Below are 24,969 nucleotides of genomic sequence, written 5' to 3' on the forward strand. Positions count from 1 at the left end.
GGACCGTGAAACGACTCCACGCCGATGATAGTGCGGATACCCGTGTGAAAGTAGGTAATCGTCAGGCTCCTCATGCTCCAAACAAAAACCCCACCCCAAAAGGTGGGGTTTTTGCGTTGGGATTTTCAAAGCATCTCACGCCAGCTTGCGAATAGCCGATTGCTGATAATTCTCGATGCCGATTTTGTCGATGAGGTCGATCTGAATCTCCAGCCAATCGATGTGATCCTCGGTAGCGTCGAGCAGTTCGACCAGAATCCCTCTTGAGACAAAGTCCCGCACCGATTCGCAATAGACGATCCCCTCCTTGCATTGCGCTTGGGCCGCCTGCTCGAGCTTGAGGTCGTTCTGCAGAGCTTCGAGCGTCTGCTTGCCAATGGCCAACGCATGAAGATCCTGCAAATTCGGCAGTCCATCGAGCATGAGGATTCGCTCGATCAGCTTGTCAGCATGCGTCAACTCGTCCATCGACTCGTCGTATTCGTGCGCGCCGAGTTCTTCAAATCCCCAATGCTGATAGAGACGCGCGTGCAAAAGATACTGATGCACGGCCGTCAGTTCGTTCTTCAGCTCGGCATTGAGGTAGTCAATCACTTTCGAATCGCCTTGCATACCGTCTCCCGCCTGGTCGCGTTGCCACACACTCAGAATAGACGTTCGGCGATGACGAGCCGACAACGAGATTCATTCGCATTAGTGGCGACACTGCCGCATCCGCCCGCGTAGCGGAAACTTCCCTCGATTGCGCGATTTTCATGCCTATAATCGAGCGCAAAAGGAACGAGCCGCACAGAGTACGCCTTGCAGATAACAACAAGGAGAGACGTCGTGCCCCGATCGAACCGTACCCGCGCCCCTTCAATCTTCAGCCCGAATATAGCGAGCACGGGCCGTCGGCAGTTCCTCGGCATGGCCGGCGCCGGAATGCTCGCGACACTTCTTCCCGGCTGCGGCAGCGATAACGCCGACTCCCAGTCCTATCCTCAAACCGTCGCCATGGGGCAGCAGGCAATCCAGCAGGCCATCGGCAATCCGACGCAGCCCGTCGCGGCAATATCGGTGGCCATGCTCAAGGGCAGCAACGTGTTCTGGCAGCAGGCGTTCGGCGTATCGTCGGTGCCGAACCAAACCAAGGCGACGACCCAGACGCGTTTCAACATCGGCTCCGTCAGCAAGCTGTTTGCGGCGCTCGCAGCGACGATCCTCCAGGATCGCGGACTGATCACGCTCGATACGCCGATCGTCCGTTATCTCCCGACATTCACGATGCTCTCGCCCGAGTACGCGAAGATCACGACGCGCCAGTTGCTCTCGCATTCGTCGGGACTGCCGGGCACGAATTCGCGCAATCTCTTCACGTTCGCGCCGGTTCCCGGCTACGCAGCCGATACGCAAGCCGAACTCGCGAATACGCATCTGAAGCATTACCCCGGCGAGCTTGCCGTGTATTGCAACGACGGCTTCACGATGATCGAGCAGATCGTCCTCGCGATGACAGGGCAGAGCTTCGCAAGCTTCGTGGAAGCGAACATCCTCGCGCCGCTGAAGATGACGAACTCCAGCTATCTAACGAGCGTGCCGAGCAGCGGCTCGTTCTCGTATCCGTTTGCGAACGGCACGCAGTATCAGGAATTCGTCAACGCCTATGCGACGGGCGGGTTGAGCTCCACGCCCGGCGACATGATGAATCTCGCGCAGATGATCATCGGCGGCGGCATGTTTCAGGGGCAGCGCGTAGTATCGGCGGCGGGCATCGCGCAGATGGGCACGGATCAAACTACCGGACTCCTGATTAATCCGTCGCCCGAATGGAAATGGGGACTCGGCTGGGACTCGATCAGGCAACCGGCGCTCGATGCAGCAGGCGTCCTCGGATGGGAAAAGGACGGCGGAACGGCCTTCTATTCGAGCGAGTTCTTTGTCGTGCCACAGGCGCAACTCGCGCTGATGATCACGGGCAATTCGGGCTACGACGCTCGCAAGATCGCCGAATCGCTCGTGCTCTCCGCGCTGAAAGAGGACGGCTCGATCGCCTCGCTGCCGGCCAAGGTCAGCACGACGGCGCCGTCGGCCGCATCGGGGCCGAACATCGTCACGGCTGGCGGTATCTACGGCAATTCCGACTCGCCATTCCAGGTGATCGCGAATCCGGACGGCAGCCTGCAATTGAACCAGTGGGATGGAAAGAAGCGTGCGTGGACGCAGCTTGGCGCATACCAGTATCGCAGTGACGGATGGTGGTGGAGCAACAGCGATAGCGCCTCGTATCGCTTCACGGTCGCTTCCGGAACCGATGAGAACGGCCACGCGTACAGCTATCGCTATCTGATGAAGCGTGTGGTGCCAGGCGCGGGTTACGCGTATCTCACGCTGCCGGTCGGTCAGCAACTCGCCGCGCTCACGCCGCTCGACACCGCATGGCAGCAGCGTTTAGACACGCAATGGACCCTGACGAACGATTCGCCAACGGCCGTGCCGATCGTCATCGATGGAAACGAACCGGCTTACCTGACCACGTTGCCCGAACTGCCGGGTTATGTGCTGTACGGCAACACGGACCTTCGCTATCAACTCTTCGTGCCGCTTTCGGACGATCGCGGCGGCATGTCGGTCAAGGTGCCTGGTAACTTCGGTCGCGATCTCTATGAGATCCGCTTTGCGTCAGCGAGTGGCGGCACGACACTGACGCTCGGAAGCTCGATTTACGCGAAGGCTTGAATGAAAGCACTCATTCGAAGCTAATTCACGGGAAGTAACCTGCTTCACATCGGCGATGCATGTGAAGCAGGTTCGACGAACGAACGTCATGCGCGCTGCGTCAGGCGGTGAAGCGATACGGCAAACGCCGCCTCCTACACGACAAGGAGCACATCATGTTCGCACTGCTTTCGCATCTTCTCGGCAAGCTGGTTTCCCGTACCGACATGCCTTCGCACAGCGCTTATCTCGCGTCGTCAGGCGATCTTGCCGATCTCGAACGCCGCATGCGTAACGTCGAAGACGAAGACCGCGCTTACAGCATGTCGTTTTGATGCGCGAAGACCCGCATGAAACATCCGCGGCTCAATTCGCCTCACGTCCTGTCGCGAGCCACGGCTTTCGATCTTCGAGGCAGACCATTCCTTCGTACAGTTCGACGTAGGAGCGGATCATCGCATCGAGACTGAATTTGCGCGCATGCTGGCGCAGCCGGTCGCGCGTAGACGGATCGTCGAGCAAGGCGGTCGCCTCGTGAATTTTGTCGATCAACGTCTCGGGCCGGCCGACGTCGAACAGGAGATTCGAACGCGGCTCGATGATCTCGGGAATGCCGCCCATATTCGATCCGACGACGGGCACGCCATGCGAATACGCTTCGAGGACGACCAGCCCGAACGGTTCGTTCCACACGGACGGCACCACCAGAATATCGATGCTGCTCAGGAAATCCGAAGGATCGACCCGTCCGAGGAAAGTCACGCGCGGGTCCGCGTATTTCGTCTTGACCGAATCGACGAAGTCCTGATCTCCGGTGCCGCCGATCGAGAGTGTCCAGTCGAGCGTCTGGTCTGCGAGCAGTTGTTCCAGCAGCAACTCGACGCCCTTTTCAGGCAGCACGCGCCCGAGCATGCCGAGTCGCAATGGAGCGTTTCCATCTTGTCTCGAATGCTGTGCCGCGACGGAATCCATGGCCGGCTGATAGCAATTGTTGATGACGGTCGTCTTTGCCGCACGCGAGAAAAAACCGCTCTCGAGATGCTTCTGCAAGACGAAATCGCTGACGCCGACCGCAACGCTGACCTGCGCGGATGCGATCTGCTTCGGCTTCGCATACAGCGAGCACACGCCGCACTGACTCGCGCAGGGCTTGCCGGCCGTGAGCATGCTCGCCGTCGGGCACAACAGATAGTAATCGTGGATCGTATGTACGATAGGCACGCCCGCGTTGTTGGCGACGCGCCATGCATCGACGGAAAGACACGAGAGGTTGGCAGTATGAATGATGTCCGGCTTCTCGCGCTCGATGATCTCGGCGAGCTTTCGCGTCATCGACGTGTTGCGCACGTCGATCGCGTGCCAGATCAGCTTGGCGACGCGGGAATGCTCGCCAGGCGCATGCGGCCAATAGAGATTGGTCGAACGCAGACGATAGACCTTCGCGCCGTTGACGACTTCATTGCGATCGTCGCCTGTGCCGGTCGCGCAGACCACGCAAACCTCTATGCCTGCCTTGATGAGGCCATCGGCAAGGAGTCGCGTCGCAACTTCGGCGCCGCCGACCTCGTCTGGAAAATATAACGTGTTCGCGATCAGTACTTTCACGGCGTATGGACAGGATGCAGATCACTACGAGCCGGCGGCTTGGCGGTGCGAAAGTCTTCGCGCGCGCCGTAGCTTGTTGAGCGCTTGCCGATGATGTGACGGGGCGGATGACCCTTCATGTGTCGCGGCTCCGGTTCTACAGCGTATGAGCTGATGGCTGACAGTTGGCGCCGCGTCACCTCGATCCGATCGACGACAGGATTGGAAATCGAGTGCGGTCGTTCGAGCTGAACTTTGATCCTGCAAGGTGTGCGGCCCAGTTTACCCCATGAAAGCAAGGGGTATCGCGTTTTTTCAATTTGCGTGCTGCCTACATGCTTTGCGTCTTCCTTATGAATCGATAGCCCGATTTTTACCTTGTGGCCAGCAGCAAAAACGATATGGACCGTGGCAAGGTTACGGACATACGGCGCGTGGCAGCGCCTGTTCTTCGAGCACGCTTTCATACAGCGCGCGATATGACTCGACCATCGCATCGACGTTGAAGCGCCGCGCATATTCGCGGAAACGCTCGTGCACGCGCGGGTCGTCGAGCAACGCCACCGCTTCATGCAGCTTGCCGATGATCGAAGAGGGCTGCGCGATGTCGAACACCAGATTCGTGCGCGGCTCGATGACTTCGGGAATGCCGCCCGTGTTTGCACCGACGACCGGCACGCCGTGCGAATACGCTTCGACCGTGACCCTCCCGAACGGTTCATTCCAGATCGATGGCACCACGAGAATGTCGATGCTGTCGTAGAACGCGTCGGACTTCACGCGGCCGAGATATTCGATGCGCGGATCGTCGTACTTCGACTTGAGCGCCTGAAGATAATCGGCATCCGCATGGCCGCCGACGGCTAGCGTCCATTGCAGCGTATCGTCCGCGAGCAATTGCTCGAGCAGCACTTCCAGCCCTTTCTCCCGCGACACGCGCCCGAGTATGCCGAGTCGCACGGGGCCGCCTGTATAACGGCGCGTGCGCGGCGGCGCAGTCGAAGTTTCAAGCGATTCGCACGCGTTATAGATGACCGCCGTGCGCGACGCACGCGAAAAGTAGCCGCTTTCCAGATGCTTTTGCAACACGAAGCGACTCACGCCGACAGCGACCGCGACGCGCGCCGACGCGATGCGCTTGGGCTGCGCATACACCGAGCACACGCCGCACTGCCGCTGGCATGGCTTCGAATGCGAGAACATGATCGCGGTCGGACACATCAGATAGTAATCGCGCGCCGTATGCACGATCGGCACGCCGGCATTGCGTGCGAGACGCCAGATATCGACAGAGAGGCAAGACAGATTGCTGGTGCTGATCACGTCCGGCTTTTCACGCGCGATGATGCTCGCGAGCTTGCGCGACATGATGACGTTATAGACATCGATGGCATGCCAGATCAGCTTGGCGACGCGGCCGTGCTTCTCGCGCAGATGCGGCCAGTAAAGATTGACCGAGCGAAGCCGATAGACCTTCACACCATTCACGTTGTCCACATGGTCGACACCCGATCCGGTCGCGCAGACCACACAGACTTCGATGCCTGCCCTGACCAGACCCTCGGCCAGTAGTCGCGTAGATACTTCGGCCCCTCCGGGTTCATCCGGAAAATAGAGTGTGTTCACGATCAGTATCTTCACGACGACGAAGTCCCCTTGGAAAAGCCTATGCAAAGACACGGCAGAGCGTAACGCTCTCAGGGTTCGACGATCGGTCAAACGACGGAAAAACCCCGGAAGACAAGGCAGGTATTGAAATCATCATACTCGACGGCGAGCTAACGTCGTGTTTAAAGAATCGTCGAGCCGTGCTTGTCTCTGCCATGACAGATACTCGCGCGAGCGCATTTCGGCTCGACTGCGATGCGGAAAACATAGCAGCTTGTGCACCGGCGTTCAATGTGGTGCCGAACATAGACGCCGATGACATTGGGTGTTGAAAGAAAGAGGAATGCGGGCAGTGATCGAACGCCGCGGCCTGAACCGCGGCGTTCATGCTGTCGTTACTGCGGCTCGTACCACGAATAAGTCGGAAGCGTGGTCAAAGGCTTGCCGATCTGGAACGTGATATCCCGCAGGGACGTCAGCGGAATGTTGCGCGGATCGCCCGTGTAGCGCCGCACGTCGCCGTTATCGTTGATATAGACGACGATGTCGCCGGTGATGCCCGCAACGTTCGTGCTCGAAAGCGGCATGCCCCAGACATCGAATACCTGGCCGAGCGTGAAGTCCTTGAAGTTCGGCGTTTCGATATGAATGATGCCGGTGTTGTCATGCGTGTGCGTTTCATAGTTACACGAAGACAAGATGCCGACATTCTTCGGGAACGCGAGCCACTGCCCGTCCTTGAAGATGGCGACGTGCGAGTGAACGTGGAACGTCTCGGCCATGCCCGCCGCGCAGATCAGGCCATCGACCGGCGCGCCGGTGCCGCCCGTCGCCGTATTGCCATCGGTAAAGTACAGATTGCCCACCAGGCCGCCGTAGCTGAGCGTCGTCACCGTCGACGTGAACGGCGGCGGATCGGTCCACGTATAGGTCGCGATCTGCGTCGGCGTCGCGCCGATGACGAGCGTCACTTCGCCCTTGTCCGGCAGCACGAGGCTCGAAAGATCGCCGGTGTATTTGGTGAGCGTGCCGCCCGTGTTCACCCACGCGGTCACATTGCCAGTGAGGCCCGCCACGTTGGTCGTGCTGAGCGGCTGACCCCAGACGGAGAAGAACTGCCCGAGCGTGTAAGACGCATTCGATGTCACGTCCATGCGGATCTTGCCCGAGGCATCGACGGTGTGGACCGGATACACGCAACCCGTCTGCTTCGCCATGGTCGGCTTCACGTATCCGACGTTCGCCGGCAACGAGAGTTGCTTACCGTTTTGATAAATCGACAGATGTGAATAGCTGTATTTATTGCCGGCGACCGTGCAGTTCAGATTGGCGACGGCCTGGCCGGTGCCGCCCGTCGATGTCGAGCCGTCGCTCCATTGCGATGCGCCGATCGTCGTACCATCGACGACTGCAGTCGCGGCGGCGAGCGTCGGCGTGCCGGTCGTCGTCGAAGGCGTGCTCGCGCCGGAGGGTGCGCTCGCGCCGCCCGGTGAGCTTGCACCGCCTTCGCCCGAGCTCGTGGGCGAGCTTGATCCGTTGCCCGAACCGCCGCCGCCACCGCAAGCGGCGAGCAATGCGAGCGCTGCGGCCGCGAGTGCGCTTGTCATCCAGCGCGTGTTCATCTGTTTCTCTTTGAGCATGTGTCGACTCCGCCCCTAAGGATTTCTGAAGGTGTTGCGGGTTGCACTGCGGCCGCATGCGCGACGCATGCGTGGCGTGCATCCGGCATCGGAAGCATCGCGAGCCGCTCTCGATGCAAGAAACGCGCTTGCTCGTGGAGACGGTCTCGATACGATTGACGCAAATGTTGACGCCTGTCGCTACGACGCTCGTCTATCGACCGGATGCGTTATGGTCTGACTTGCGTCGGTGAAGTCCAGCGACTCATCGAAAGAGAGAAACCGGTCCGGTTATCTGATTCGCCGGCCCGAGGAAATTTAACGTCGAAGAAATGTCGTCGCAAGCAAAGCAACTTTTGGAAACGTGTTCTGACACCGTGGTTTTCGGGTGTGTGCGTTCGCGTACATACGTGCAGTCCACGATTCAGCAGAAAATCAAGGTTTCGATGAAGTGCCGACGGCAATGAACAGCGCCGCGGCGAAATTCGGTTCGCATTTAACGCGCGGCCGGAGAAAGGGGCGGACGGGGTTTCGTCTGACGTACAGAATAAAGGAGGGGAGTAAATGACTCTCTCGAAGACGTTGTTTCACAGCGTAAGGGACTGGTTGCCCGATAACCTGTACTTGACCATTTATCATCGTCGCCGGATCGGACGATTTCCAAAGCTGCGCAATCCGACGACATTCAATGAAAAAATCCTGCGGCGCTGCCTCGAACCCGATCCACGCTTCGGCGACCTCAGCGACAAGCTGAAAGTACGTGAATACGTTGCGGAAAAGATCGGCAGCGAGTATCTCGTGCCGCTGGTTGCTGAACCATCCGATTTCACGAGAAGTGTTTTCGATGCGCTTCCCCAATCCTTCGTCATGAAGGCGAATCACGGCAGCGGATTCGTGCATGTCGTGCGCGACAAGAACGAAACGTCATTCGAGAAACTCGATGCAATGGCGAAAAGCTGGTTATCGACCGACTTTTATGCGATTGCACGCGAACGACATTACCGAACCATCGAGCGGCGCATTTTCTTCGAGGCACTTCTTACCGGAGAAGATGGAAAGGTCCCGCCGGATCTGAAGTTTCATGTCTTCAACAAGCAGTCGGGCGATCCGAAGATATTCATCCTCGTTATTTCGGATCGTTTCGGAAGCCCGCGCGGCGACATGTACGACGCGGACTGGAATCTTCTTGATATCGGCATGGGCCACTATCCGCGCAGCCCGACTCCGGCTCCGCGACCGGCGAATCTGGATGCGCTCGTTTCGATCGCGCGAAAGCTGTCGAGCGATTTCGAATTCGTGCGCGTCGATCTGTACGATGCGAAAGACCGGATTTACTTCGGCGAGCTGACGTTCACGCCGGGCGCTGGCATGTTCGCGCTGCATCCCGACAAGGTGGACTACGAGTGGGGAAGCCTCATGTAACGTTCACGGCCGGCCGCGCGTGTCGCCCAGCGGAAACTCGATGTGACATCGCGCGCCGTTCCGCCCGATCTCCAGCCGGCCGCTTCCATTGAGCTCGTCGGCGACCTTGCGTTCGATCATCTCCGTGCCGAAGCCGCGTCGTCGAACGTTCGCCGACGCGTCGAGCACGGGCCCGCCATGTTCGGTCCAGTCGAAGCAGAGCCACGTCGCGCCGCTTCGGTCGACGCGCGCCCAGCGAATCGTCACGACTCCGCCATCCGCCGAAAGCGCGCCGTATTCCAGTGCGTTGACGACGAGCTCGTGGACGATCATCGTCATCGTCTCGGCGGCTTCCGATGAAAGCGCGGCATGCTCTCCGTCGATATCGAACTTGCCGTTCGTTTCGCCCAGCGCATCGATCTCGAGACGCACGATGTCGTGCAGATCCACTTCGACGTTCAGTCCATCGGCAAGCGCTTGCTCGATGCGCGCGAGCGCTTGCAGCCGCCCGTTCATGAGCGACGCATGGCGTTCGACGCTTCCCGCGCCATCGGCGGTGCGCGCGTTGATCGAGATGATCTCGGCGATGATGCCGCGTACCCGGCGCCTCAGTTCCATGAGCAGCGCGGATTCGTGTTCTAGCGCGTCGCGCAGCGCGTCCGCCGAACGGGCGCGCTCGACCTCGGCCCAACAACGGCCCGCAACGCCTTCGACCAGCGCGACCATCTCCGGCATCCAGCGGCGGGACGTGCGTTGCGTCACGCGAAGAAGCCCGCGCAAGCGGCCTTCGGCCATCACCGGGACGAAAACAGCCGCGCCGATGCCGTCTTCGGCAAGGCTCTGCCTGATCGTCGCGGACAGACGCGGATCGGCCTGCGTATCGCTGATGACGACCGACTGGCCTCGCTCGTACGCCGACGCGAATGGCTCACAGGTCGCGCGACCTTCGATCGGCAGCCACTCGACCTGCTCGGTGTCCAGTTGCCCCGCGACCATCCGGCAAGCCAGGTGCATCATGCTTTGCGGATCGGTGAGATCGCGCGCCGCGTTCGAGAAGCGCACCAGAAACGCGTTGACTTCCCGCGTGCGTAAGCGCGAGCGTGACAGCTCGATCTGCCCTTCGACGCGCGCCAGCAGCTCGCGCGCGGAAAACGGCTTCGCGACATAGTCGTCGGCGCCGGCCTTGAGCCCCTTGATCGCGGAGTCTTCGCCGGCGTAGGCCGTGAGAAGGATGACAGGCGTGTCCCTGAGCGCATCGTCCTCGCGTATCGCGCGCAATAGAGCGAAGCCGTCCATGCCGGGCATCATGACATCCGCGAGGATCAGCTCGGGCCGGTGCCGATGCGCCTGAGCAAGCGCGAGCGTGCCGTCGGGCGCGACGTCCACTTCCCAGCGCGCGCCGAGCAGACGTTGCAGATGCTCGCGAACATCCGCATTGTCGTCGACGACCAGCACGCGGCCGCGTTTCGGTCCCGTGGCCGCGCTCAACTCGACGAGGTCATCGTCCTCGAGCGATCCGTTCGGCCGAAGCCAGCGCGCCGCTTCATCGGCCAGCAGTGCGGCGAGCGCCGGCTCGCGCCCGCTCAGGTCCGGGCGCTCGATCGTTTCGAGGCGCGAAGTCAGCGGAATCCAGACCTGGAACGTGGTGCCGGAATGCTCCTCGCTGCGCACGGACACTTGCCCGCCCAGACGCTGCACGAGATCCTTCACGATCGCGAGACCGATGCCCGCGCCTTCCGCCGTGCGCGCGCGGGATTTCTGCACGCGATGAAAGCGCGTGAAGACGTTCGGCAGCTCCGACGCCGGAATGCCGACGCCGGTATCGATGACTTCCAGTTCCGCATGCAGCCTGATCGCCTTGAGGCGAACGCTGATATGGCCTTCGAACGTGAACTTGAGTGCGTTCGAAATGAGGTTCGAGACGATCTTCTCCCACATTTCGACGTTGACCGGCACGGGCGGCATGTCCATGTCGATGGCGACGCGGCAATCGAGTCCCGCCGCCTTGATCGCGCCGGAAAACGCGCTGACGATGTCCGCGGTGAGCCGGCCGAGATTGATCGGCGCGACGGCGGGCCGTCCCTGAACATCGATGGCCGAGAAATCGAGCAGGCTGTTCACGAGCCGCAAGAGGCGGCGTGCATTGCGCGACGCGACCACGACGTTCGCGGCGGCCTTCTCCGGCAGCGACGGATGCTGGCGCAGCAGCTCGTCGAGCGGCGCGAGCATCATCGTGAGCGGCGTGCGGAATTCGTGGCTCACATTTGAAAAGAACTCGGTCTTCGTGCGATCGATTTCGGCGAGCCGCGCCAGCCGCTCGCGCTCCAGTTCATTGGCGAGCGCGTCGCCGATTCCCCCGCTGACTTGCTGGACGACGAGATCGATGAAGTGCGCGTGCGCTTCGTCCTGAGGCCGATGCGGGCTGAGACCGAGAATCAGGACGCCGAGCGGCCGGGCTCGCGTCGCGGTGCCGAGCGGCATGATCAGCGCGCGCGTCGGGCGCTGGCTGCGCCGGGGCGCCTTGACAGGCGCCTCGAGACCGGGAAAGCGGCAGTCGAGATCGTCGACGGCGAAGCCCGTCAGCACGCCGGATCTCGACGCCGCCAACGCCGCGGACATCGGCCAGCTTCCGTCGTCCCGGACGTTCATCGAGAGCGTGTAGGGCGCAGCCGCGCAGCCGGCCTCGAGACCGGCCGCTCCCGCAAGGCTCGCCTGCTGGCCCGTTTCGTCGAACAGATAGATCAGGGCGAACGGCAAATCCGCCGGCGCGCTGGCGAGCGCGGCGGCGGCGCGTTCGCAGGCTTCGCGTCGCGACAAGGCGTCGGCAAGCGCCTTCGCGAGCGTGTGCAATGCGCGCGTGCGGCGTTCGGCGACGACGTTGCGCGTCGTCTCCCAGCCCGTGTTCTGCACGCCGAGCACGCGGCCTTGCACATCGCGGATGGGCGAGTACGAGAACGTGACGAAAACTTCCTCCACGAAGCCGTGCCGGTCGATCATGATCGGGAAATCTTCGCCCGCGACCGCCTCGCCGTGAGTCAGAACGCCCTTGGCGATGGGTCCGAGCACGTCCGTCCAGACCTCCGGCCACGTCTCGTGCGCGGGCCGGCCGAGGGCGAGCGGATGCTTCGCGCCGAGGAAGACGCGCCAGCGGTCGTTGTAGATCTGAATCAGATCGGAGCCCCACAGGATCGACATCGCCTGCGGTGAATCGATGGCGGTGCGTACGGTAAGCTGCAGTTCGGCAGGCCAGCCGAGCACGCATCCGAGCGGCGTGCGGCACCAGTCGATCTCTCGCGCCAGATGCGCGATCTCGCCGGCATCGCCGAACGTGCGGTTGATGGCGCGCAGCTCCGAGCGCATGCGCGGCTGGGGCGTTCCGCAGACGATCTCGCCGATGACCTGACCGATGTCGTCGAGCGGCACGACCATGTCCGCCGCGCCCGTGGCGATGGCGGCTGCGGGCATTTGCGGATATTCCGCGCTCGCCTGACTCTGCACGATCAGGCGGCAGCCGGCGGCGCGCAACGCGTTCGCGCCCACCGAACCGTCGCGGCCGAGGCCCGTCAGGATCGCGCCGATCGCTCGCGGGCCGAAGCTGCGCGCAACGGATTCGAAGAGCCGGTCGATCGGCCGTTCGATCGCGCCGCCGGGACACGGCGACAGCACGAAGGAACCGTCCGGCAGCAATTCCACGAAGGCGTGCGGCGGGGCGACCATCAGCCTGCGCCCGCCGATGCGCGAGCCGGCGGTGATCCATTCGACCGGATACGCGAGTCGTTCGAAGACCCATAGTGTTGCTTCGGGCGGCAGGTGCATCATCAGCACGACCGTGAGCGGCAAATCTTTCGGCAGGCCGTCGACGAGACTGGCCGTGGCCATGTGCCCGCCCGCCGACGCGCCAATGACGATGAGATCGAAGGCGGACTCCGGAATCTGCTCCAGCCGGGACAGCGATGTCGGATCGGAAATCTGCACGCGCCACTCCTCGCGATGAAAAGATCCGTCTTTCAGGCTAGCACGAATGTGCGAAGCCAATTCGACGCCCATTCGACTCGCGTATTTTTTCCGATCGCTCGATCGGCGTATCTCGGGCACGATAGAACGGCAAGTTCGTTTCAATACCGAGGTCGAGCCATGCAAATCCAGACTGGTAATCTTTTCAGCTTCGAAGCGAAGCGCGGCAATGAGGAGCGTGTCGACATGCTCGTCACCGGAGAGCGTCTGAACGTGGAGCGGATCGTGTCGATGGGGCACGCGAGCCCCGAAGGATTCTGGTACGACGACTCGCGCGCCGAATGGGTCGTGCTGCTGTCGGGCGCGGCCGCGCTCGAATTCGAAGAGGATTCGACGCTGCTCGAAATGCGTCCCGGCGATCATGTGCTGATCGAACCGCATTGCCGGCATCGCGTCGCATGGACGGATGCCGTCGAGCCGACCGTATGGCTCGCGATCTATCACGAACGCCGGACCTGAAAACAAAAAATCAGAGTGCTTCAGCGCGGAACAGGCGGCAAACGTTTGCATTTGGCCGCTTTAACGCTTTCACGACAATGAGGCGAATGACGCTGCGTTTTGTCACCGAAAGTTCATGAAGAAGCCTTAGCGTGCACTGTTTCTTCATACATCGGCCAGCGTTGTCATGCACTCAGCGTTCTCGAGCTTTCGCGGTTTTTCCGGGCAGAGAGATCTTCGTACTGCCGGCGATCTTTGCAGGGAAGTCCCCTTTGTCGACGCGGAGGGCTCCAATGCACTGGTGATGGAAATCTTCTCCGCGCGCCGCGACATGGGAAGCCTGGCCGTGATCGAAGGATTGCGCCCAATTGGGCTGATCAACCGCGATATCTTCATGTCGCAGATGAGCAAGCCTTTTCATCGCGAGCTTTACGACAAGAAGAGTTGCATCGCGTTCATGGACAAGGAGCCGCTGATCGTCGAAGCGGACGTGAGCATCGAAACCCTCGCATTCAGAACCGTCGATGCCGGCGAAAAGGCGCTCGTCGATGGTTTCATCGTCACGCGCGGCGGACGGTTCTCCGGCGTGGGCAGCGGCCTCGAACTCGTGAGCGCGGTCGCGCAAATGCAGGCGGAGAAGAACCGCCAGATCATGCAGAGCATCGAATATGCGAGCGTGATACAGCGCGCCATGCTGCGCGCATCCGACGACACATTGTCGACGCAGCTTCGCGATGTCGCGATGGTCTGGGAACCGCGCGATGTCGTCGGCGGCGACTTCTATCATTTCGCGGCGTTCCCGCATGGCTGGTTCGGTGCGGTCGCCGATTGCACCGGTCACGGCGTTCCCGGCGCGTTCATGACCTTGCTTGCTTCGGCGTCGCTGTCGAAGGCGATCGAGCAGATGGGTCCGCGCGATCCGGCTGCGTTGCTCGCGGCGGTCAATCGCAACGTCAAGGGCTTGCTCGGGCAAGTGAACGGCGATGCCGCCGGGCATCAATCGAACGACGGACTCGACACCGCGTTTTTCTGGCTCGATGCTTCGGAAAACGTGCTGCATTTCGCGGGCGCGCGCGTCGCGCTGCATATTCTCCCGCCCGATGCGGCGGAGTTCCAAACCATCGCGGCCGATCGCATGGGCGTAGGTTATGTCGACAGCCGCGCGGACTACGCGTGGAATCTGCGCGCGATTGCGGCTCCGGCCGGCAGCCTGATCTTCATTTGCACCGACGGGCTGACGGATCAGATCGGCGGCCCGCGAAACATTTCCTTCGGCCGGCGCCGCATTCTCGATGTTATCCACGCACATCGCGGCGAGTCGCCATGGACGATCTGCGAGCACGTTCGGCAGGCGCTCGCGCATTGGCAAGGCGTGCAGCCGCGCCGCGACGATGTCACGTTCTTTTGTGCCCGTATCTAGTCAATTCAAAGCATGTCTCAACTACTCGATCAGGACAGCGCCTTTTTCGATCTGGCGCAGCGACGCAATGTTCTCTTCTATCACAAGGGATATTTCTCGCATAACATCGTCGCGGCCATGGGCGAAGTCGTGAAGCTGCAACTGGAAGTCGCCGGCGTGAGCGGTCCGACGCGCCGCAAGCTCTTCTCTTCGTTTGTCGAGCTTTCGCAGAACATCGTTCATTACTCGTCGAATGCGCTTTTGCAGGGCAGCGAAGACGAAGGCGCGATACGCGAGGGCGCCGTATGCATCTCGAAGGACGGCGAACATCACGTCATGTTATGCGTCAATCCGATGGCGACCGCCGAAGTGGAAAGCCTGCGTAACAAGCTCGAGCCGCTTCGCAACATGTCGCTCGAAGAGATAAGGCAGGCGTACAAGCTATCGCTGCGTTCGGATACACCCGAAGACAGCAAAGGCGCCGGCCTGGGTTTTCTGACGATGGCGCGCGATGCGAGCGCGCCGCTCGAATTCGCTTTTCATCCGCGTGCCGACGAACCCGGAACCACGCTGTTTTGCCTTATGGCCATCATCTGAGCAGGAAGGCACGAGAACATGGATAACTTTTATATTGCCGCCACGACGACATCGCCCGAGGTCGATTTGCGTTTCGATCAGCACGCGTTGTCGCTCAAGGGCGAGTCCTATCCCGAGAATGCGGCCGCGTTCTATGCGCCCGTCATCGAGCAGATGCGCAAGTATCTTGCCGAGCATGCCGGAGCCGTCGTCACGATCGACGTCGCGCTGACTTACTTCAATAGCTCGAGCACCAAGATGCTGTTCAGCATGTTCGACGCGCTCGATCAGGCAGCGCAATCGGGCAGCCGCGTATTGATGAACTGGTATCACGACGAGGAAGACGAGACCATCGCCGAGTTCGGCGAAGAACTGAAGGCCGATTTCCGCGCGATCGAATTCACCGACCGTCTCATCGCTCATCCGGGACGGTAGGCATGCCATCGACATCGTCCGACGATCCGACGCCGGATCTGTTCCAGAACGAAAGTGCGGCGCTGGACAAGGCGCGCGCGATGCACGCGGCGCCCGACGCAGGCGCCGCGGAATATCGCCGGTCGTTGGGGGAACTCATCGATCATTTCGAGCGCCTCATGCGCGAAACGCGGCGTCTGATCGGGCGCAGCGACCGCGCCGAGCGCGAGATGCAGACGCTCGCGCAGCAATTGGCGCATCGCGCGTCGCACGATGCGCTGACGGGCGTGCTGAATCGCAGCGCCGTCATCGAGCAGGCCACGAAAGCGCTGCGCTCGACGAGCGCGGCGATGATCGTGCTCGATATCGACGAGTTCAAGCGGATCAACGATGACTTCGGGCATCCCACCGGCGATGCGGTGATTCTCGGCGTCGTCGATTGCCTGCGGCGCATCGTGGGCGATCAGGGTTTCATCGGACGCGTGGGCGGCGAGGAATTCACCGTGCTGTTGCCCGGAAATGAACCGCACAGCGCCGCGCTGCTCGCCGAGCGCATGCGTGAGGCGATCAGCGATACGCTGGTCGTCGAGCCGGTGGATCGACGCATCACGGCGAGCTTCGGCATCAGCAATAATGCGGCGGGAACCGGCTTCGACATCGCATACGGCCTCGCCGATGCAGCGCTGTATCGTGCGAAGCGAAGCGGACGTAATCGCGTGGAAGTCGCCGATCAATAGGCGTATATCCGCTCTTGACGATTACTTTCTGCGTCGCTGATTCATAAGTTTGACTATATCGCTTGTCGGCGCGCTGGTTATCAGGCGCGCGATGTCGTCGAGATGAACCCAGCGGCATTTGGATATTTCGCTACTCGGGCGAGCTTTTGCCCGATTCGGGACTGCGCAGGAAAACACGTGATGGTGTTTCTGCTTGCCGCGAAAGTCGAAAAGATATTTGGCCGACTTTCCCGATAACCGCGTTTCTTCCCGAAGCTCGCGCAGTGCGGCATCCGAAAGATGTTCTCCACGTTTGAGTATTCCGCCCGGCAAGGCCCACTTCGACTGACTGCGGGCGACAAGAAGGATGCGCTTGCCTCTGCGACAGATCACGGTGGCGCGTTTCTTCAAACCGGTCTCCCTTTTACTTCCAGGTATTCTCGACGCGCTTCACGCGCCATCGAATCGGGCAGAGCCTGATTAGCTGTGTATGCTAATACAGAACCATACTCACTCGGCAAGCTCGTAAAGCACGGGCGGCGTACACGCAACAGGCGGAAATCGCTTCATCAAACGGTCACAAACATGCGATGCGGCCAGTTCATTGTGGTAATGTCTGAGCCAGGCGATTTTTTGTTCAACTCGAGGCATTGAAATGGATAGGGATGGTGACTGGCCTTTGCCACGGCCAACCACTTTCTTCAAAGCCGACCGGCGTACTGCCGGATCGTCACTCTCGAAAACGAACTCAATAGCCAGTGCTTTCTCGTCACTGGCGACGCCGGTAATCGCGGAAGGAGTGCAAAGAGCGAAAGAGCTATCCACGACGAGCGATGCGCAAGATTTTCCCCAGCTTCGCGTCGCCTTCAGAATGCTCCGCGCTTTGTACTGGCGTATTCTCCCCATGCTCGAATTTTTCGACCCGTTATCAAGGGCGGGCACGGTCGCAACATCAAAGCGTTGACGTCCGTGCAGAACAAGCTGGGCGGGCTGAATCGGCGCAAGGGCAATGCGGCAAGCTGTCGATACACATACATTGAATCAGGAAATGGCTTACACAACACCGGAAATCACAGAACTCCTGGCGAAACAGGACGCGCTGAACAAGCAACTGGCCGAGGCGAAGGAACGCGAAACGCGCCAGGTGCTGATCGAAATCGTGCAGAAGATGCGCCAGTACGGCATCAGTCTGGAAGAGCTGTCAGGCAGCAAGCCGAAAGCGCAGGAACCGGTCAGGGAAGCGAAGTATCGCGATCCCATCGGCGGCGCGACGTGGAGCGGACGCGGCCGCGCGCCGCAATGGATCGTCGGAAAGAATCGCGATGATTTTCTCGCCGACACGCGCGCCACGAAGACGACCAAAGCCGCCGCGCAAGCCGCGCTGTTCGGCGACGAGGCCTGAAGCGAAGTCTTCGATCAGGCACGCTCACGGCGGCAAGAAAAGATCGCTACAGAAGGGATTTTCCCTGAGCGAGAATCTTGTCGCAGACCTGCTTGGTGACTTGTTCCTTCAGCCCCGCACCGCTCAAGTCGAGCTGCTTGCCGTTGCCGCTATCCAGAATGCCTTTCGCGCCGTTCGTATAGCCTGAATCGCTGGAAGCAGAGCCGCCGAGCTTGCTCATCAGCCCGTCCTTGACGGATGACGCACTGCCGCCGAGATAGTTGTTCTTGACGCAATATTCGATAACGCCCGCGACATTGCTCGTGCTGCCCGACGTGAGCGAATCCATCGATAAGCCTCCGGTCAGGCCGCTCAAGTTGCCGAGTGCGCCGCCGCTGCTGCTCTCTTTACCTTGATTGAGCAGATTGCCGATTTGAGCGTGAGCTACTGGAATGGTAAGCAGGGCTGCAGTCAGGATTCCGCCGGCCAGAACATGACGCCTTGAGAAGATCATGGAGCCTCCGAGGTTTGATCTCTCACTATAGACGATGAACGCGCGCGGGTCGGCATCGACTGCGCGCGTTTCGATTCGTTGAAAAGTACCGGATATTCAAGCGCGAATCATCCACCTGTTCCCGTGACGCGCCATACGACATTGCCGACGTCATCGGCGATGAGAAGGCCGCCGTCGCGATCCTGCGCCACGCCCACGGGTGCGCCGTATAGCTCTTTCTGATCCGCCGATGTGAAGCCGGTCACGACATCTTTCGGCGCGCCGACAGGCTTGCCGTTTTCGAATGCGACGTAGGACACGACATAACCGCTCAGCGGCGAGCGATCCCAACTGCCATGTTCGCCGATGAACGCGCCGCCCCGATATTGCGCCGGCAGATTGTCGCCCGTATAGAACGCCAGCCCGAGCGGCGCGACGTGCGAACCGATAGCGTAATCGGGCGGAATCGCGCGGGCGACGAGATCGGGGCGCTGCGGCTGCGCGCGTGGATCGACGTGCTGTCCGTAATAGCTATACGGCCAGCCATAGAACGCATTCTCTTTTACTGAAGTCAGATAGTCGGGGACGAGGTCCGCACCGATTTCATCGCGTTCGTTGGCAATTGCCCAGAGCTGCTTCGACTTCGGTTCCCATTGCAGTCCGGTCGGATTGCGAATGCCCGCCGCATAGATACGGCTCGCGCCCGTCGCCGTGTCGACTTCGAGAACGTCGGCGCGCCGGTATTCGACCTCCAGTCCGTTCTCGCCGACATTGCTGTTCGAGCCGACGCCGACATAGAGCTTCTTGCCATCGGGGCTCGCGAGCAGGGCCTTGGTCCAGTGATGATTGATCGTGTCCGGAAGATCGGCCAGCTCGACGCCGCGCTCGGCGATGCTCGTTTCGCCCGTCTTGTAGGGAAACTTGAGGATCGCGTCGGTATCCGCGACATAGAGCGTGTCACCGATCAGTTGCATGCCGAACGGCGAATGCAGTTGATCGATGAACACATGCCGCTCCCACTCGCCACTCGCGCTTTTCCTCAACAGCGTGATGCGATTCGCGCCTTTCGCCTTTTTCCCCGACTTGCTCGCGATCAATCCGGCGATGAGTTGCTTGGGCGTCGTCACCGCTTCCTCGTTCGGGCTGTTGGATTCGGCCACGAGGACATCGCCGTTCGGCAGCGCGTAGACCTGACGCGGATGCACGAGACCGGACGCGATCTTTTCGATCCGCAATCCTTCCGCGACCTTGGGCGTCGCGCCGTTGCGCCAGCCGACGTATTCGGGAACCTGCATCGGCGGCGCGAAGAAGTTGCGTGCGTCCGGCAGTGGAGGCTTCTCGCCCGCCTGATGTTGCGCATCGTACTGCGCGTGGTCGTTGCATCCGCTCATCGATGCCGCGAATGCGATCGCGAGCGCGCCTATCATCGTGCGCTTATTCATGAGCCGCCTCCGCGAGAACGAGCCGGTGCATGGCCATCGCGATATGACCGATGCTCAGAAACACCACGGTGATGACCGAGAGAATGACGTTCTCCGGAACCATCGCATAGGCATCGCGGCTATGCACGAAGGCGTTGACGACAGCGGCGACGATCGCGATCAGATTGAGCCAGAAATCGATTCGTTCGATCCGCGAGACCGCGCGCCGCTTTTGCAGCCATACGTGACCGAGATTGAGCAGCCGCGGAACGATGGCGATGATGAGACCGGCCGTCACGAGCCAAGCCGCGCCTTTTCCCCAGAACACATTGCGCGTGATGGCGTAGCTGATGTCGAAGATCAGCGTGCCGACAAAAAGCCCGTAAGGAATGGGATCGAGCAATTCGAATATCGCCGGAGCGAATTTCGATGGAGGTCTCGAAGTGGCGGATGAAGTGGACATAGCTTCTCTTCCCGAATGCGCGTGGTTTTTAGCCCTTGCGCATGCGGCATGCCCGCGCGCGTACTTCGTTGTTGACTCTTTGAAAGGAGAAGAGATGAAACGGTGTGCCTGTTTCGACAGGATTCAAGCGAAGGTCCGGCGTGATCGACGACGTAAGAAGCGCTTCGATCGATGTCGCACCTCGAACTCGGTGCGACATCGTCGGCCGCTCACAGCAGACGCGGATCCAGCGGCGGAGGCGCGGACGGTAGCGCGGGCAGCGGCGGCGGAAGATGAAGCTCCTTCAGCAGCGCGGCGCCGGGCCACGAATCGGGCAGCTTCGGCATCTCGGGAAGCTTCTTGCTATCCGGATTCGTCAGATACAGCATGCCGCCGCGAATGGCGGACATCGCATTGCGATGCATCGTTTCGACGCACGGCAGGTCGGTGATGGTCAGAGTGGTCATGGCAGGTCTCCCGGCAAAAATAAAAGTAATTGAATGGCGACGGACGAGTCGCCATTCGATCTTTTGCACAGGTTGTGCCAAGCGAAGCAGAGCGCGCCGGTCATCGGTTTCGCTCGAATTTATCGACGCATAACGGCGTACTCCGAACGACAGTTCGATCGCGCGATGTCGGCGCGCGCCCGACACTCAATCCCGCGCGACGACGGGAACCGACACGCGGCCTTCCATCAGTACGCGCGCGCTGCGGCTCATGATCGCTTTCTTCACTTGCCATTCGCCGTTCGCTTCGACGGCTTCAGCGCCGACGCGCAACGTGCCCGACGGATGCCCGAAGCGCACCGACTGACGCTCGCCGCCGCCCGCCGCGAGATTGACGAGCGTGCCCGGAATCGCCGCCGCCGTGCCGATGGCGACCGCCGCCGTGCCCATCATCGCGTGATGCAGCTTGCCCATCGACATCGCGCGCACGAGCACGTCGACATCGTCCGCGCCGATGCGCTTGCCGCTCGACGCGACGTATTCCGCCGGACGCGCGACGAACGCGATCTTCGGCGTGTGCTGACGTTTGGCGATTTCATCGAGGCTCTTGATGAGTCCCATGCGCAGCGCGCCGTATGCGCGAATGGTTTCGAAGCGCTTCAACGCGGCATCGTCGCCGTTGATCGCGTCCTGAAGCTCGGTGCCCTTGTAGCCGATGTCCTCCGCGTTCACGAAGATCGTCGGAATGCCCGCGTTGATCATCGTCGCCTTGAAGGTGCCGACGCCGGGCACGTGCAGATCGTCGACGAGATTGCCAGTCGGGAACATCGCGCCTTCCGCGCCTTCTTCCTCGGCGGCGGGATCGAGAAATTCGAGCTGCACTTCGGCGGCGGGGAACGTCACGCCATCGAGTTCGAAGTCGCCGGTTTCCTGGACGGCGCCGTTGGTCATCGGCACATGCGCGATGATCGTCTTGCCGATGTTCGCCTGCCAGATGCGCACGATTGCAATGCCGTTATCCGGCACGCGGTCGGGATCGACGAGGCCGCTCGTGATCGCGAACGGACCGACCGCCGCCGAAAGATTGCCGCAATTGCCGCTCCAGTCGACGAATGGCTTGTCGATGGCGACCTGGCCGAAGAGATAGTCGACGTCATGTCCGGCGCGCGCGCTCTTCGAGACGATGACCGTCTTGCTCGTGCTCGACGTCGCGCCGCCCATGCCGTCGATCTGCTTGCCATACGGGTCCGGGCTGCCGATCACGCGCAGAAAGAGCGCATCGCGCGCGGGGCCGGGCACGCGCGCCGCTTCCGGCAAATCGTTCAGGCGAAAGAAAACGCCCTTGCTGGTGCCGCCGCGCATGTAGGTCGCGGCGATCTTGATCTGAGGTGCGTGTGCCATGTGATTCGTATCCTTGATTGAATGTCAGGCCGCTTCTTTCGACGACTCCAGGAAGTCCTGCGCGAAGCGTTGCAGCACGCCGCCGGCTTCGTAGATCGAGACTTCCTCGGCCGTGTCGAGCCGGCACGTCACGCTCACTTCGACGCGTTCGCCGTTCGCACGATGGATGACGAGCGTGAGATCAGCACGCGGCTTGCGCTCGCCGATGACGTCATAGGTTTCGGTGCCGTCGATGCCGAACGTCTGCCGATTTTCGCCCGGCTTGAATTCGAGCGGCAGCACGCCCATGCCGATCAGGTTCGTGCGATGAATGCGCTCGAAGCCTTCCGCGACGATCGCTTCGACGCCCGCGAGACGCACGCCTTTCGCGGCCCAGTCGCGCGACGAGCCTTGTCCGTAATCCGCACCCGCGACGATGATGAGCGGCTGCTTGCGCTCCATATACGTTTCGATGGCTTCCCACATGCGCGTGACGCGGCCTTCGGGTTCGATGCGCGCGAGCGAGCCTTTCTTCTGTTGACCATCGACGATGGCCATTTCGTTGATGAGCGTCGGATTCGCGAACGTCGCGCGCTGCGCCGTCAGATGATCGCCGCGATGCGTCGCGTACGAATTGAAATCCTCTTCGGGCAAGCCCATTTTCGCGAGATATTCGCCGGCCGCGCTGTTCGCGAGAATCGCGTTGGACGGCGAGAGATGGTCCGTCGTGATGTTGTCGCCGAGCACCGCGAGCGGGCGCATGCCCTTGAGCGTGCGAGCGCCTGCAAGCGCGCCTTCCCAATACGGCGGACGGCGAATGTAGGTGCTTTGCGCGCGCCAGTCGTAGAGCGGGCTGATGGCTTCGCCGCTTTGCGCGGTCAACGCGAACATCGGTTCGTAGACGCGACGGAACTGCTCGGGCTTCACGCTTTGTTTGACGATGGTGTCGATTTCCTCATCGCTCGGCCAGATGTCCTTCAGATACACGGGCTGGCCGTTCTTGCCGATGCCGAGCGCATCGCGTTCGATATCGAAACGGATCGTGCCCGCGATCGCATACGCGACGACGAGCGGCGGCGACGCGAGAAACGCCTGCTTCGCATACGGATGAATGCGGCCGTCGAAATTGCGGTTGCCGGACAGCACGGCGGTCGCGTACAGATCGCGATCGATGATCTCCTGCTGGATCGCCGGGTCGAGCGCGCCGGACATGCCATTGCACGTCGTGCACGCGAACGCGACGATGCCGAAGCCGAGCTTTTCCAGATCGGGCAACAGACCGGATTCCTGCAGATACAGTTCGACCGCTTTCGAGCCCGGCGCGAGCGACGACTTTACCCACGGCTTGCGCGTGAGACCTTGCGCATTCGCATTGCGCGCGATGAGCGCCGCCGCGATCACGTTGCGCGGATTGCTGGTGTTCGTGCAACTCGTGATCGCCGCGATGATGACCGCGCCGTCCGGCATCTGCCCCGGCGTTTCTTCCCATTTGCCCGCGATGCCGCGCGTCGCCAGTTCGGACACCGGCAGGCGCTTGTGCGGATTCGAGGGACCCGCCATGTTGCGCACGACCGTCGACAGATCGAAGCGCAACACGCGTTCGTATTCCGCGTGCGTCAACGAATCGGCCCACAGGCCAGCGGTTTTCGCGTAATGCTCGACGAGGCTCACTTGCTTGTCGTCGCGGCCCGTGAGACGCAGATACTCGATCGTCTGCTCGTCGATATGGAACATCGCGGCGGTCGCGCCGTATTCGGGCGCCATGTTCGAGATCGTCGCGCGGTCGCCGAGCGTGAGGCTCGACGCGCCTTCGCCATGGAACTCGAGATACGCGCCGACGACCTTTTCCTTGCGCAGGAATTCGGTGAGCGCGAGCACGATATCGGTCGCCGTGATGCCCGGCTGACGCTTGCCCGTCAGCTCGACGCCGACGATATCCGGCAGACGCATCCACGATGCGCGGCCGAGCATTACATTCTCCGCTTCGAGCCCGCCGACGCCGATCGCGATGACGCCGAGCGCATCGACGTGCGGCGTGTGGCTGTCGGTGCCGACGAGCGTATCGGGATACGCGATGCCATCGACCGCGTGAATCACCGGCGACATGCGCTCCAGATTGATCTGATGCATGATGCCGTTGCCCGGCGGAATCACATCGACGTTCTTGAACGCCTTCTTCGTCCAGTTGATGAAATCGAAACGATCTTCGTTGCGCCGGTCTTCGATCGCGCGATTCTTCGCGAACGCATCCGGATCGAAGCCGCCGCATTCCACCGCGAGCGAATGATCGACGATGAGCTGCACCGGCACGACCGGATTCACCTTCGCGGGATCGCCGCCCTGGTCCGCGATCGCGTCGCGCAGGCCAGCGAGATCGACGAGCGCGGTCTGTCCGAGAATGTCGTGGCAGACGACGCGCGCGGGAAACCACGGAAAATCGCGCTCGCGCTTGCGTTCGACGAGCTGCATCAGCGATTGTTCGAGGATCGCCGGATCGCAGCGGCGCACGAGATTCTCGGCGAGCACGCGCGAGGTATAGGGCAGCTTGTCATAAGCGCCGGGCGCGATCGCTTCGACGGCTGCGCGCGCGTCGAAGTAATCGAGTGTGGTGCCGGGCAGGGGTTTGCGGTTTGCAGTGTTCATCGCCGTGTCTCGGTCATGGCATGGTCTTTCGCGCGCCATGCTCAAAGGTATTGTGGGGAAGACCCCTTCGACTGGAAATCCGGGCTATTTTAGGCGCCGATTTCAAAAATAACCCGCCGCCGGCGCGGCGACGGGCCGAAGCTCTTCACGGATCTCGCGTATCACCGTAAAGAGGGCTGATGCGCTTTACGCACGCTTTGCCAGCGGGACGAACTCGAGGTTCTCCGGACCGGTGTAATTCGCGCTCGGCCGGATGATCTTGTTGTCGATGCGTTGCTCGATGATGTGCGCGCTCCA

Annotated in this window: 23 protein-coding genes; 9 read left to right on the plus strand and 14 right to left on the minus strand. The window is 61.2% G+C overall.

The features are described 5' to 3' along the window. Positions 1 to 135: 135 nt before the first annotated feature. Positions 136 to 612 (minus strand): bacterioferritin, encoded by a 477-nt coding sequence (gene bfr, locus NCR93_RS29940; RefSeq protein ID WP_175982228.1) that lies wholly within the window; start codon positions 610 to 612, stop codon positions 136 to 138. 312 nt (positions 613 to 924) lie between these two features. Between bfr and NCR93_RS29945 the strand changes: the two genes are divergently transcribed. Beyond that, positions 925 to 2,718 carry a serine hydrolase domain-containing protein gene (locus NCR93_RS29945; RefSeq protein ID WP_239295272.1) on the plus strand — a complete coding sequence of 598 codons (1,794 nt, stop codon included), beginning with the start codon at positions 925 to 927 and terminating at the stop codon, positions 2,716 to 2,718. Between the two features lie 155 nt (positions 2,719 to 2,873). Continuing rightward, complete coding sequence (locus NCR93_RS29950; protein ID WP_008345908.1) at positions 2,874 to 3,032, plus strand: DUF3563 family protein; 159 nt, start codon at positions 2,874 to 2,876, stop codon at positions 3,030 to 3,032. Between the two features lie 31 nt (positions 3,033 to 3,063). Here the strand turns inward: NCR93_RS29950 and NCR93_RS29955 are convergent, their stop codons facing one another. The 4 genes from NCR93_RS29955 to NCR93_RS32080 all read right to left on the minus strand — a co-directional run bounded on the left by NCR93_RS29955 (position 3,064) and on the right by NCR93_RS32080 (position 8,408). After that, entirely contained in the window at positions 3,064 to 4,302 is a 1,239-nt protein-coding gene (locus NCR93_RS29955; protein ID WP_008345906.1) for a glycosyltransferase family 4 protein, read from the minus strand. 396 nt (positions 4,303 to 4,698) lie between these two features. Continuing rightward, positions 4,699 to 5,907 (minus strand): glycosyltransferase family 4 protein, encoded by a 1,209-nt coding sequence (locus NCR93_RS29960; RefSeq protein ID WP_239295271.1) that lies wholly within the window; start codon positions 5,905 to 5,907, stop codon positions 4,699 to 4,701. Positions 5,908 to 6,284: 377 nt separating this feature from the next. After that, positions 6,285 to 7,529: a hypothetical protein gene (locus tag NCR93_RS29965; protein ID WP_008345902.1), complete on the minus strand. Its 1,245-nt coding sequence runs from the start codon at positions 7,527 to 7,529 to the stop codon at positions 6,285 to 6,287. A gap of 414 nt (positions 7,530 to 7,943) precedes the next feature. Continuing rightward, the gene (locus tag NCR93_RS32080) at positions 7,944 to 8,408 is read right to left on the minus strand and encodes a hypothetical protein (RefSeq protein ID WP_239295274.1); all 465 of its coding nucleotides are present in this window, start codon (positions 8,406 to 8,408) and stop codon (positions 7,944 to 7,946) included. On the opposite strand from NCR93_RS32080, the gene NCR93_RS29975 reads away from it, so the two are divergent. Further along, positions 8,289 to 8,930: an ATP-grasp fold amidoligase family protein gene (locus tag NCR93_RS29975; protein ID WP_235366241.1), complete on the plus strand. Its 642-nt coding sequence runs from the start codon at positions 8,289 to 8,291 to the stop codon at positions 8,928 to 8,930. The genes NCR93_RS32080 and NCR93_RS29975 overlap by 120 nt on opposite strands. Positions 8,931 to 8,933: 3 nt before the next feature. Here NCR93_RS29975 and NCR93_RS29980 read toward each other — a convergent pair whose 3' ends face one another. Then, positions 8,934 to 12,884 carry a chemotaxis protein CheB gene (locus tag NCR93_RS29980; RefSeq protein WP_175982225.1) on the minus strand — a complete coding sequence of 1,317 codons (3,951 nt, stop codon included), beginning with the start codon at positions 12,882 to 12,884 and terminating at the stop codon, positions 8,934 to 8,936. A gap of 159 nt (positions 12,885 to 13,043) precedes the next feature. Here NCR93_RS29980 and NCR93_RS29985 point away from each other — a divergent pair, with 159 nt between their 5' ends. The 5 genes from NCR93_RS29985 (at position 13,044) to NCR93_RS30005 (ending at position 16,487) form a co-directional block, all read left to right on the plus strand. Next, a complete protein-coding gene (locus tag NCR93_RS29985) occupies positions 13,044 to 13,382 on the plus strand; it encodes a cupin domain-containing protein (protein WP_175982224.1) in 339 nt (112 codons plus the stop codon). Positions 13,383 to 13,665: 283 nt separating this feature from the next. Next, complete coding sequence (locus NCR93_RS29990) at positions 13,666 to 14,781, plus strand: SpoIIE family protein phosphatase (RefSeq protein WP_239295270.1); 1,116 nt, start codon at positions 13,666 to 13,668, stop codon at positions 14,779 to 14,781. Between the two features lie 12 nt (positions 14,782 to 14,793). After that, positions 14,794 to 15,357 carry a SiaB family protein kinase gene (locus NCR93_RS29995; RefSeq protein ID WP_008345892.1) on the plus strand — a complete coding sequence of 188 codons (564 nt, stop codon included), beginning with the start codon at positions 14,794 to 14,796 and terminating at the stop codon, positions 15,355 to 15,357. 18 nt (positions 15,358 to 15,375) lie between these two features. After that, positions 15,376 to 15,771 carry a DUF1987 domain-containing protein gene (locus NCR93_RS30000; protein ID WP_008345890.1) on the plus strand — a complete coding sequence of 132 codons (396 nt, stop codon included), beginning with the start codon at positions 15,376 to 15,378 and terminating at the stop codon, positions 15,769 to 15,771. Positions 15,772 to 15,773: 2 nt separating this feature from the next. After that, positions 15,774 to 16,487, plus strand: coding sequence for a GGDEF domain-containing protein (locus NCR93_RS30005; protein ID WP_175982222.1), 714 nt, complete (start codon positions 15,774 to 15,776; stop codon positions 16,485 to 16,487). A 21-nt stretch (positions 16,488 to 16,508) separates the two neighbouring features. Here NCR93_RS30005 and NCR93_RS30010 read toward each other — a convergent pair whose 3' ends face one another. Both NCR93_RS30010 and NCR93_RS32085 read right to left on the minus strand, forming a co-directional pair. Beyond that, positions 16,509 to 16,877, minus strand: a complete 369-nt coding sequence (locus tag NCR93_RS30010) for an NUDIX hydrolase (protein ID WP_175982221.1) — start codon at positions 16,875 to 16,877, stop codon at positions 16,509 to 16,511. A 99-nt stretch (positions 16,878 to 16,976) separates the two neighbouring features. Beyond that, on the minus strand, positions 16,977 to 17,372 hold the full coding sequence (locus tag NCR93_RS32085) for a hypothetical protein (protein WP_175982220.1): 396 nt from the start codon (positions 17,370 to 17,372) through the stop codon (positions 16,977 to 16,979). 142 nt (positions 17,373 to 17,514) lie between these two features. On the opposite strand from NCR93_RS32085, the gene NCR93_RS30020 reads away from it, so the two are divergent. Then, entirely contained in the window at positions 17,515 to 17,868 is a 354-nt protein-coding gene (locus NCR93_RS30020; protein WP_008345885.1) for an H-NS histone family protein, read from the plus strand. A gap of 46 nt (positions 17,869 to 17,914) precedes the next feature. On the opposite strand, the gene NCR93_RS30025 is transcribed toward NCR93_RS30020, so the two are convergent. The 6 genes from NCR93_RS30025 to acnD form a co-directional block, all read right to left on the minus strand. Continuing rightward, positions 17,915 to 18,361, minus strand: coding sequence for a YjjA family protein (locus NCR93_RS30025; protein ID WP_175982219.1), 447 nt, complete (start codon positions 18,359 to 18,361; stop codon positions 17,915 to 17,917). Between the two features lie 107 nt (positions 18,362 to 18,468). Then, complete coding sequence (locus NCR93_RS30030) at positions 18,469 to 19,782, minus strand: PQQ-dependent sugar dehydrogenase (protein WP_175982218.1); 1,314 nt, start codon at positions 19,780 to 19,782, stop codon at positions 18,469 to 18,471. Next, the gene (locus NCR93_RS30035; RefSeq protein WP_175982217.1) at positions 19,775 to 20,224 is read right to left on the minus strand and encodes a DUF2231 domain-containing protein; all 450 of its coding nucleotides are present in this window, start codon (positions 20,222 to 20,224) and stop codon (positions 19,775 to 19,777) included. Before NCR93_RS30035 ends, NCR93_RS30030 begins: the two co-directional genes overlap by 8 nt. A gap of 209 nt (positions 20,225 to 20,433) precedes the next feature. Beyond that, entirely contained in the window at positions 20,434 to 20,670 is a 237-nt protein-coding gene (locus tag NCR93_RS30040) for a hypothetical protein (RefSeq protein WP_175982216.1), read from the minus strand. A gap of 186 nt (positions 20,671 to 20,856) precedes the next feature. Then, positions 20,857 to 22,050: a 2-methylaconitate cis-trans isomerase PrpF gene (gene prpF / locus NCR93_RS30045; RefSeq protein WP_175982215.1), complete on the minus strand. Its 1,194-nt coding sequence runs from the start codon at positions 22,048 to 22,050 to the stop codon at positions 20,857 to 20,859. Between the two features lie 24 nt (positions 22,051 to 22,074). After that, entirely contained in the window at positions 22,075 to 24,672 is a 2,598-nt protein-coding gene (gene acnD, locus NCR93_RS30050; RefSeq protein ID WP_175982214.1) for a Fe/S-dependent 2-methylisocitrate dehydratase AcnD, read from the minus strand. Between the last annotated feature and the right edge of the window lie 297 nt (positions 24,673 to 24,969).

This window comes from Caballeronia sp. ATUFL_F1_KS39 (assembly GCF_023630985.1).
Lineage (GTDB): Bacteria > Pseudomonadota > Gammaproteobacteria > Burkholderiales > Burkholderiaceae > Caballeronia > Caballeronia zhejiangensis.